The sequence below is a fragment of the Ignavibacteria bacterium genome (genome assembly GCA_016873845.1).
Classification (GTDB): domain Bacteria; phylum Bacteroidota; class Ignavibacteria; order Ch128b; family Ch128b; genus JAHJVF01.
Genome location: VGVX01000005.1, coordinates 79,236 through 89,777, shown reverse-complemented (window position 1 = coordinate 89,777; position 10,542 = coordinate 79,236). Strand labels below are relative to the sequence as shown.

6 protein-coding genes are annotated in these 10,542 nt (G+C 34.6%); 3 read left to right on the top strand and 3 right to left on the bottom strand.

The window, feature by feature from the left end:
* Positions 1-189 precede the first annotated feature (189 nt).
* From FJ213_02765 to FJ213_02755, 3 genes are all read left to right on the top strand, one after another.
* Complete coding sequence (locus FJ213_02765; protein MBM4175082.1) at positions 190-717, top strand: hypothetical protein; 528 nt, start codon at positions 190-192, stop codon at positions 715-717.
* A gap of 224 nt (positions 718-941) precedes the next feature.
* Positions 942-2,027 (top strand): IS110 family transposase, encoded by a 1,086-nt coding sequence (locus tag FJ213_02760; protein ID MBM4175081.1) that lies wholly within the window; start codon positions 942-944, stop codon positions 2,025-2,027.
* 287 nt (positions 2,028-2,314) lie between these two features.
* Complete coding sequence (locus tag FJ213_02755) at positions 2,315-3,418, top strand: DUF91 domain-containing protein (GenBank protein ID MBM4175080.1); 1,104 nt, start codon at positions 2,315-2,317, stop codon at positions 3,416-3,418.
* 389 nt (positions 3,419-3,807) lie between these two features.
* Here FJ213_02755 and FJ213_02750 read toward each other — a convergent pair whose 3' ends face one another.
* The 3 genes from FJ213_02750 to FJ213_02740 all read right to left on the bottom strand — a co-directional run bounded on the left by FJ213_02750 (position 3,808) and on the right by FJ213_02740 (position 10,541).
* A complete protein-coding gene (locus FJ213_02750) occupies positions 3,808-4,650 on the bottom strand; it encodes a 4Fe-4S ferredoxin (GenBank protein MBM4175079.1) in 843 nt (280 codons plus the stop codon).
* A gap of 304 nt (positions 4,651-4,954) precedes the next feature.
* Positions 4,955-6,028: a mechanosensitive ion channel gene (locus FJ213_02745; protein ID MBM4175078.1), complete on the bottom strand. Its 1,074-nt coding sequence runs from the start codon at positions 6,026-6,028 to the stop codon at positions 4,955-4,957.
* Positions 6,015-10,541 carry a hypothetical protein gene (locus FJ213_02740; GenBank protein ID MBM4175077.1) on the bottom strand — a complete coding sequence of 1,509 codons (4,527 nt, stop codon included), beginning with the start codon at positions 10,539-10,541 and terminating at the stop codon, positions 6,015-6,017. Before FJ213_02740 ends, FJ213_02745 begins: the two co-directional genes overlap by 14 nt.
* Position 10,542 lies beyond the last annotated feature (1 nt).

The following is a 10,542-nucleotide window of genomic DNA, read 5'->3' as shown; positions in this document are numbered from 1 at the left end:
AAGAGTCCATTAGACTGAATAATACAAGGATTATAGATATGCAAGACCTATTTTTAAATATTGTGAATTTGAAAGAAAAACAAAACAATTGGAATGATATCATGCACCTGCACGCAGTATATCATTCTAGATATAATAAAGCTGTGCAGGATAATTAATAGTTATACCAATAAAGAAAGCAGAATGAATTTGAAAAACTTGATATTGATTTTATTGTTTTGGTCAGCTTTTTATAGTATTTCTTTTAGTCAAGAAAATTCTGATAGTATTGAACAGAATAATTATTGGGAAATCCAATTTGAAGCAACTTCATTATTATTTTCAAACGAAATTGGTGCTTTATTCGATTATGATTTAATAAGTTATAGTAACGGCAAGTATAGTATAGGATTTTTAATAGGCACAGAATACTATAATAGACTCAGTTTAGATGTTGGAGGTGGAGGTAATTCATATACTAATTGGGATATTAGTTTTTATGGCCGTCATAGTATTAGAGGAAAGAATTTTAACGTCTCACCATTTATTGGTTTGTCGTTTCATCTACTACACGAAGATACTAAATCCGATAAGTTTTTAATTAAATGGGGAATGGAGTGGGAATACAATTTGTATAAAAACATAGTTGGACTGATGTTAAAATGGGCACTATCAATTAATAAAAAAGAAACTGGATATCTTGGCTTAGGTATTACTTATAAAATTAATAATCAATGACGTGGTATAACCTGCAACTCAACAAGACGGCTTCAGTCGGTCTTGGCATTTGCAGTTCGGGTTGGTTCGGTAAGAAAAGATTTTTAGTAAGTAAATAACATTGTCAGTAAAACAAAATATAAACAACATAAACGTTGCAGCCGCTTGTTAGTTGCAAGAACGTATGTTTAAAGAAAATAATAAATTGAGTTCTCGGAAAACAAACAAAAAAAGGAGAACTCAAAATGAAAGTATCGGAAAATTCAGTTTCGTTCTTTGACAAAAAAGAAATTTACATAGGTATTGACGTTCATAAGAAACGCTGGGTAGTAACCGTAAGAACTTACGATCTTGAATTGAAAACATTCAGTATGCACCCGTATGCAGAAGAACTGGAGAACTTTTTAGTAAGTAATTATAAAGGAGCTAATTACCATATTGTTTACGAATGCTGCTTTTCGGGATTTTGGATTTATGATTACTTTCATGAACGAGGCTACAAAATAATAGTCACACCGACGAACAGAATCTACCGAGACGGAAGTATAGTTAAGACTGACAAAATAGATTCGAGAAAGTTGGCGTTTCAACATTCGCGTGGGTTACTAAGAGAAGTGAAAGTACCAACAATGAAGATACGTGAGTATCGTTCGATATTCAGAATCTACGATAAAGAGAAGATGCGGGAAGGACAGATACTTCGTCAAATCAGATGTATACTCGAATGTAAGAACCATGAACTGAAATGGGCAAAGTGGAATAAAGAGTTCATTGAAAAGTTGAAGCTGGTTCGTTTTCAAGAAGATATATTTAATCGAAAGTTCGAAGTGCTGATAAAAGAATATGAGTTCGTAAAAGAACAGATCAAGGATACAGAGAAAAGAATCAAAGAGATCGGAGAAGATGAAGAATTGCGGGAAAAAGTAATTCGGATAAACCAAATCAATGGAATCGGAATAGTAAGTGCAGTAAGATTAGTTGTGTATTTATTTGACATTAAAAGTAGATTTGAACGAGGAGAAAAGCTTACTCATTATTTAGGATTAACCCCCGGAGAGCAAAGCAGCGGAGACGCAACAATAAGAAGCAGAACTGGACTAATTGGAAGCAGACAACTAAGATCAATAATAATACAATTAGCATGGGTAGCAGTAAGAAAAGATGGAAGTTTGTTAAATAAGTTTGAAAGAGTGTACCGAAGCAGTGGATGCAAACAGAAGGCGATAGTAGCAGTAGCTCGTAAGTTAATGATGAAAGTACATGCAATTACTCAGAAAGAAGAAGTATACGAAATAAATAAGAATGCCTGTCGAACAGGTAAAGCAGCTTAAGAACCGGTGACCGCGGCTAACGGCGTGCAAAATCGGCAAGTCCGAATATTTATTTTATTGCGTCAAGCAAGAATGCGGCCCGGTTCATTGATAACGAATACATTAATTGTCGCTCCGCTAAATGCGGATAAAAAGGACGACGAATAACAGGTTGTATAACTTTTAATTAAAGAAAATAAATAACTAAATTAGAGAGAACTCAAACGGTATGTTTACCCACCTTCTTTTTGGTGGGTCGCGATTTAACATAACACACCGTTAGTGGCTAAGCTAAATATGGAGATATAATGGTAATCAATGATGAATCAATAGAAAAAATCATTCAAAAATTGGACAGCTTTGTTTGGACTGAACAAAATATTAATGAAGTAATTAATCTTAGAAATGAATTCCGACTAATTCATAGTAAAGAAAAAATCGATAATCTGACAAAAGAAGATTACTTTGCTGGACTTGGTAAAAAGCAAGGCTGTCTTGCATATGACCTTGAATGGGGAACAAGAAGTCTTGGTAGTATTAAAGGTGGTTCAAAGTATAAATATGGTTATGAATCAGATTTTAGAAAAATCAAATCACTTCTTCAAAAAATTATATCAATAGATCCTGCTAACGTATATAATGCCGATGGAACAGTTACTCTACAAATCAACACTCTTGTAAATCTATCAAAAGAAATAAATGGCTTTAAAACTGGCAGAACTGTTTTGCCAAAAATGTTGAGTATTTATTTCCCAGAAGTATTCTTACCAATCTTTAATGATCAAGACCATTTTCTTTATGAAATACTTTCAAGTGGAGCGGAAACTGAAAATACTGGATTTGCTCTCTATCTCGAATTCAATTATAAACTCTTTAAAATAAAAGATAGATTGGAAGAATTAAGTCATAGGCAGTTTGAGAATTTTGAATACGCTCGATTACTATATCACGCTTTTCCAAAAGATAATGGGCAATCAAATTTAACAACGGCAGAATCAGAGGTTGTCGAAGAACAGCAATTTGAAGCTCTGGAAGTTCAGCACTATCAAAGTCTATTGCACAGAAATTTTAATCGTCTTTTCCCAACATTAAAATATTTTGATGAAGAAGAGCAAATTTCTAAGAATGGGCAATATGATACGCAAACTGTTGGAATAATGGATATGCTTTGTATAGATGACAAAGGAAATTTTGTTGTTATAGAAATAAAGCGTCAAGCGACGGATAAAACCATTGGACAAATTTTACGTTATATGGGTTGGACTAAAGAAGAACTATGTAAAGATGGGCAAAAAGTGAAAGGATTGATTGTCGCCGAACGAAAAGATATTCAACTTGAATTTGCTTTAAAAGTTATTCCCGATGTAAAGTTTATGAAACTTGGTTTGTCAATAACTTTGGAGGAACAATAGTGAAAGCCACTAACAAGCCAATGCTAATGAACTCATTCCTGTAATTGAGGAGAAAGAGTAAAACCAAAACGCTTTGCCTGTTTGTGTAAGTATTTAAGTTGTCGTTCTACGACAAAGTCGCACAAGTTTGATTTTCTGCTCGTATAGTTTGATACCCTGTTTAAGAAACTCCATTCCTTTTGTTATAACCTTACAAAAGATAATGTTAAGTTTTCGGCTATATTTTGTCAAGCACACCCACGTTACTCCATATTCCCAAAATTTGAAGATTCCCCCGACATTCAAAACTCGATTCGACCTCAGCAAACAAATTGAATTAGCAAAAATGAATTGCTCGGTATGTACCATATTTTTTATTTGTATTTAGTATGCAAATCGTTACCCAAAAATCAATTCAATCTCCCCTCTTCAAGTACATTTCCGTTAATTCCGAAGACGACAAAGTTTATCGGGATTTTTCTTACTGCTGAATCGACTGATTGTTGCGCGAGGTTCGCTAAACCGGAACAACATGGAACCTGCATGATCAAAACTTTTATTGATTTGATACGCGAATCATCGATCATCGAGACTAGCTTTTCCAAATAGATCTGCTTGTTCGAATCGAGCTTTGGACATGCAATTGCAAGTCCCTTCCCTTTTAAATAATCTTTATGAAAATCAGCATACGCGAATGGGACACAATCGGCAGTGAGAACTAAATCCGCATTTTGAAAATAAGGCGCACGAGGGGAAACGAGATGCAACTGGACAGGCCATTGTCGTAATTGTGATGAACGCATTCCAGTTTCTTCATTTTCGTTTTGGACTACATCAAGCTGCAGTGTCTGTGCCCCAGGACATCCGCATTTCACTTCTGCAGGTTTTTCCAATCCGCCATTTAATGGATTTTCGATGCCTTTTTCCTCAAGATAAGAGACTGCCGTGTTTAGATATTCTAATTCGTTATGATCTTTCAAGTGCTTGAGGTGTGCTTTTATTACATTCGCTCCCCCTCTGATGATGTAATCCATCACTTGACGCTCGTCGTAAGGTTCGGCTTCACGTTCTTCAATCGTAATCGCTTCTTGTGGACAATGCCCAAGACACGCACCGAGACCATCGCAAAACAAATCGCTTATCAATCTCGCTCTACCGTCAATTATTTGAAGCGCACCTTCGGCACAGGATGGAACACAATCGCCGCAGCCGTCACATTTTGATTCATCAATTTTTACAATTTTTCTCAACATTTAACAATTTTCCTTAATCAGACTAATTTATCTTATTCAAGATAATTCTTTAAAATGGCAAATACAATACCTTAATAAAATCAGTTTAACAATGTATACTCAAAGCAGTTTTTACTGGGAGTCGGGTTATATTAAATGACCGTTTCTGAAGTTACGCAAAACCGTCATTCTGAATCCGTCAACTGACGGATGAAGAATCTGAGGTTGTAATTTTCTGGATTTTTGAGATGTTTCGTCCCGATTCCTCGGGACTCAACATGACAAAAAGTCAATTCTGCGTAACTTCAGACCGTTAATTTAAAATTTAAGATTTAGGTGGAGACAATTGACTGAAATGATCATTGAGGATGTTGTTAATCGTCTCGAGGATATTAGTGCGCAATTCGTTTTCATACTTTGCATCAAAGACGAACGCTTTGATATTAAATTCATTCATTCCTTCCGGTGATAGCCCCTTAAATGTAACTTCAGTTGGTTTTGAAGCAGAGTTAAATATCGACGTTGTTCCGACTTCGAATAAAATCTTTTTGGCTTCGATAACATCAACACTTTGAGGAACTTTCACAGTAATGTTAACTTGTTTATTCTTTGAGACGACATTAAGATTCTCGACAGCATTCTGCAAGAAAAGCTGGTTCGGCAGATTGATGATTGAATCATCGAGTGTAATTATTTCAACTGACCGAAAACTTTTTGAGCGGATTTTCCCATAGTAATCATTTATTTTTATCCAATCGCCGTAGGTGAATGGCCTGTCTAAAAGTAATATAATCCCGCCTATCACATTTTTCACAAAGTCATTGGATGCAAGCACAATCATTAACAGAAGCGCAGCACCTAAAACTATCATAACAAAACTTGATGGTACGATAATGTAGAATAAGATCAAGTAGGAAATTATCAACCACAAGAAAATGTGAAACAAAATTTTTATGAAATCTCCGTACTTGAATTTTTCAATTATATGATAACGAAGATAGAATTTATTGACGCGCCAATTGATCCAGCCGCCGATCAAAATTAACAGCAATGAAAAAACTATTTTCCAGAAAGAAAAACTTTCCTGAATTTTCAGTTCCTTTACTTCCGGAAAGAAAAATAAATTAGTTTCGCTGTGAACCGTATCATGCGAAGTTAGTGTATCGTGCATTAATATCGTATCGTGGATCGTCTGAAGTGTTGTATCGTGTATAATTATTGTTTCTCGCGAGGCTTCATATTTTCTTAGAGAATCTATTGAACTTAATCGGGTAAAAGCAGTATCTACAGTTTTGATCCGAATCGAATCTGTTCGTCTTACAGAAGTTGTTTGTGCCTGCAGATTCAGTAAAAATAAACAAACGATGAAAAATATTTTAACGATTTTACTCAAAAACATTTAACCTCTTAAGTTCGAGTTCAAGCGGTTTATAGATTGCGCGGTTTATATAAAATACCTTCTCTTGATATTGATTGACTTCATACAGAACTAAATTCGTCGTTGAAAGAAAGTTCAGTATCGCGAGTGATTCATCAAATCCGAGATTGAATATCTTTTGATGCTCGGAGATTTTAAGATTTCCATGACGGATTAAACTCGCAAGTGTCAGCAGTTTTTTTACTTCATAAATTTGCAAAAACGAAAAATCAATTTTCTTAAGGGGATTTAGACGAATAATATTTCCCCTAATTGACTCGATTGAGCGCAGCCAATAAAACATTGCCGAAGTTATATTCCCTTCGCATGCCTTTGCGAGGTCATTAAAGAATTCGATTTCGAGAATGTTTCTTTTTTCCTCAGCACCAAAAGCATGTTTGAATTGACGTTTTAATTTGGCCGTTTCACTTGGTAAATATTCGACATCAAATCCTGATGTCTGATGGCGCGAGAGGAGTGCATCTTTTAATTCCTCTCTGGATAGATCCTCTGTATGAATTTGATATGGAAAATAATTACTTATTATTAAGAAATTATTTAAAAGCTGCCATGCATGAGACGAAATTGAAGTTATCCAAAATACTTTGTGACTCGTTTCGGATATTAAAAGTAATAGTTTTCGAATAGCATTAAATCCGCCGTAGCGGCGCAAAAATAATTCATGAATATCTTCAAGTATTACGGTGTAAGATTGACCCGGCAGCAGCAATTCATCACGTAATTCTTCAAATGAATGGACGTAATCAAGTTTGAATAAATCAACCAATACATTCAGCAGATCTCGATCACTATCTAGCGATTGAGTGAAATTTATTCGTAAGACATTTTCACCAGAGGAATAATCTTTTAAATAGTAATTGATCAAGCTGCTCTTTCCGGTGCCTGCATCGCCGATTATAGCAACCGAACCTGGCAAATTATTTAGTACACGCTGATTTGCCTGGATGATCACTTCTCGTTCATCATCTCTTCCAATAATAAACTCAGTTACTTCGGATGAATTGTAATCGAATAATTTTCTATAAATGAATGGGAGTGTTTCGTAAACTTTCGGATCGATAATTGTTTGATTATAACAATAGATGATCGTGCTCGTGTCTTTAAATTCTTCTAAAACTCGATGTTTAACTTCTTTGAAAATCGGTCTGAGTAATTCCTGATATTGACTTGAAATATATTTTTTACTGGAATGAAATTTCTCGAGAATGTTGTCATAAATTTTGAAATAAAATGACTTGATCTTAATCAGTCGTTCTTCCTGTTCAAGATGATGCGCCGCATATTTTGTTGGTTCGTGAGTGACAATGTGTTTTAACCTGCTGATACTTCTATAGATCTTTTCTGTAAGGCCAACTTCAATTTCTCTTTCGAGATTATCAATTTCTCTATCCCAAATTTTTACTTTATCCTTGATTAGTTTGGCAGATTCTAAAATTGTATCATCCAAGATTTTCTTCAGTTCTACATCGGATTTAGGTTTGCGATCGATTTCATCCACTGCTGCAGTAAAATGATAATTAACAATATTGCTGATATTTTTTAGTTCGTAGATTGAACTTGTTAAATGACTCGAGATAATCTCGTTGATTTTACTGATTTCTCTCGATAAATCTTTCTCTAAAAAAGATTTTACGATCGCTCTGAATTGAAGAGTCTTAAGTGGAATGTATTCAGTCTTCGTTTCTTTAATCTCAAAATCTTTTTGATCGAGCACTTGTATAGTCGGATCACATGACTGTGCAAGATTAGAAAAGTTTTCCAGCAAAACGGTGATTATAGTGTTAAACTTTTTGCTCTTATTTATGTTAGAAAGTCTTGTGATCCCTTTTTCATGGAGAAGTAATAAAAGCTCGTTTCTGTAAATGCTTACTTGTTCTTTTATCTTTAATATATTTTCAATTTTGATCAATGCAGGATTTGCGAGTTCGGAGTTCATTTTTTTGAAAAGCCGAATTAATTCTGTTGTTATTGAACGAAGGCTTTCGTTGATCGTATCCGAAAAACGAATCATTGTGTCATCAATTACGCTGTTAACCTTTCCTGCAAGAAGATAAATTTTTGCATCCCGCTCGCTTACCCCAAGATAACCTAGAAAATAATTCACCCAGAAACGGATTGTCTCAAGCGTACTCTCCTTAGCTTCAAGACTTTTTTTGTAGATTTTGGAAAAATCAAATTTTCGATGAGAAAGTTCCACTGTGCCGGCGTTGGTCAGTGCTTCTAAAAACTCGTTATAGGGATTCGCAAAAGCATATTCCAACCGAACATTAATATTTTGATTTGATTGCGTTATCTCATCGTTCACAATTCTAATTTCGGCTTTCAGCTTTTCGTGAATGTCATTCAGTTTATCGAGTGCAATAGTGGAGACCGCCTCGATATCTTTATGTTCGGCGATAAGATTAAGCAATTCTTCGAAATTATATGTTAAATCATCATAAATTTTTTTAACTCTCTGCAACACAGTCAGCCGCTCCATTCCAACAAAGAAAGCGATCTTCTCCATCTCCGCAGGTATTTGCCAATCAAAATAATATTTAACCAATTTTATAAAAGGAATTTTTCTCTTTATCGGTGCTTTGATACCTGAAATTTTCCTTAAGCTGCGGTTAAGTCTAGTTAAACTTTTTCCAATTTTTACTTTTAATGAATCTTCTTCACGAGTTATAAATCTATCATCTTCCTGAGTTACGATGATATACTCATCTGCTTCATCACAAAATTCTTTCAAGTCATCAAAAAGTCTCTGGAGCAAATGCTCGGCAGTTAATATTTCTTTCTCAATATTCTTCCTTGCGAAGCATAAACCTGCAAACCAATCGGCTATATCACTCTGAACATTTAATATTTGCGTTTTTAATTCTTTAGCAGATACTCTTGGTTTTGTGAAGACAGATTTAAGCTTTTGATACTCATCGATATATTTTTCTGTTATTTGATAGAAAAACTCTATCGATCCCTCGCTCCTTTTATTGATAAAGTTATTTTGAAACTCGAGAAAAATGTTTACAAGTTTAGAACGAAGCTCATCAACTTTTTGATTTAATGTTTCATTTTCAAAATCGGGCTTAATTATTTTTTTAGCAGGTAATGGTTCAAATTCGGTTATTTTTTTTCGAATCACAGGTTCCGGCTTTAGCTCACTTTCCCCTTCAACTGAATCGCGTGTTTCCTTTACTTTTCGGAGAGCAAACTTAAAAGAGACAGGTCCAAATAAAAGGTTTAATCCAACTATTCCAATAATTATAGGATTAAAAACACCACCAATCTCTGGCACTTTCTGTAAAATAATTATTGATAAACCGATTACAACAGCAGACTGAGAAATAAAACCAAGCCAAAGATTCTGCTGAATTGGTTGAGGCTCATTAGCAAGTTTGGTTCCAAGTTTTGATGAAATGTAAATCAATATAATTCGCACAACGAAAACAAGAATTGCTATTTGATATGCTAAATAGAACGATTCAATGTTTAACCCAGCTCCGGCGATTGTAAAGAAAACTACATATATCGGAACTGAAAGTTTTTCAATTGGATCGATGAAATCATGTCCGAACTTTGAAAAGTTCTGGACGAAAAATCCAATCGCAATAAATACAAGCAGTGAATCCAAATGAAGCGCATTAGAAATTTCCGTAATTATCAAAATCGCCGAAAGTATAAACAGAACTTTTTCAGAATTGACATACTTAAAATAAAGGATAAACAAATATCCAAAAACAGCACCGGCTCCCAGCGAAAAGAGAAGTTCTAAAATATTATCAAATATCAATCCCCATTCGAATCCACCATCGGCGGATAAATTAAGTTTAGCATAAGTTATTCCGAATGCCAATAATAATACCATCACAACATCTTTTAGTACGGCAGTACCGAGAACAAAATTTGTCATTCTCCCTTTCGACTGCGTTTCATTTATCACAGCGATAGTAGCCGCAGGAGAAGTTCCAAGCATTAAAATAGAAAGAAAGATAGCAATTGCGAGAATTACAGCAAATGGCTGCGATGCAAAAATTGGTACATAAGGCGCCGATAGTAATACAACAGCAAAAATTATCGTGCTAATAAAAAGAAGCTTAAAGAGTATAACATAAGTCATACCTTTAAAAATTGGTCTCAATTCAGAAATCCGTAATTCACCGCCGGCTGTAAGTGCAATTAAACCTACTGCCAGTCCGTTTATTAATTTTATATCATTAACAACATCAAGAGAAAAGACACTAAGTATATCAGTTCCAAAAATGAATTCCGAGTATGGGCCAAAAATAATTCCTGCTATTAAGTAACCGCTAATTTTAGGAAGCTTAAACTGGAAAGCAAGATCCCCAAATGCATATGCAGCAAGAAAAATAAATCCCAATGCTGCAAGAGTTTTGGGACTTAATAGCTGAACTGTATCAACTTGAAGATAATCGATCACGTTCATCAAAAGAAAGAAACTGACTATGACAATTATTTTACGAAGAAGCGACATG

Bases quoted from the DNA above. Each gene is read 5' to 3' on its own strand.
- FJ213_02760 (MBM4175081.1), top strand. From the start codon at position 942: ATGAAAGTATCGGAAAATTCAGTTTCGTTCTTTGACAAAAAAGAAATT.
- FJ213_02755 (MBM4175080.1), top strand. From the start codon at position 2,315: ATGGTAATCAATGATGAATCAATAGAAAAAATCATTCAAAAATTGGAC.
- FJ213_02750 (MBM4175079.1), bottom strand. From the start codon at position 4,650: ATGTTGAGAAAAATTGTAAAAATTGATGAATCAAAATGTGACGGCTGC.
- FJ213_02745 (MBM4175078.1), bottom strand. From the start codon at position 6,028: ATGTTTTTGAGTAAAATCGTTAAAATATTTTTCATCGTTTGTTTATTT.
- FJ213_02740 (MBM4175077.1), bottom strand. From the start codon at position 10,541: ATGTCGCTTCTTCGTAAAATAATTGTCATAGTCAGTTTCTTTCTTTTG.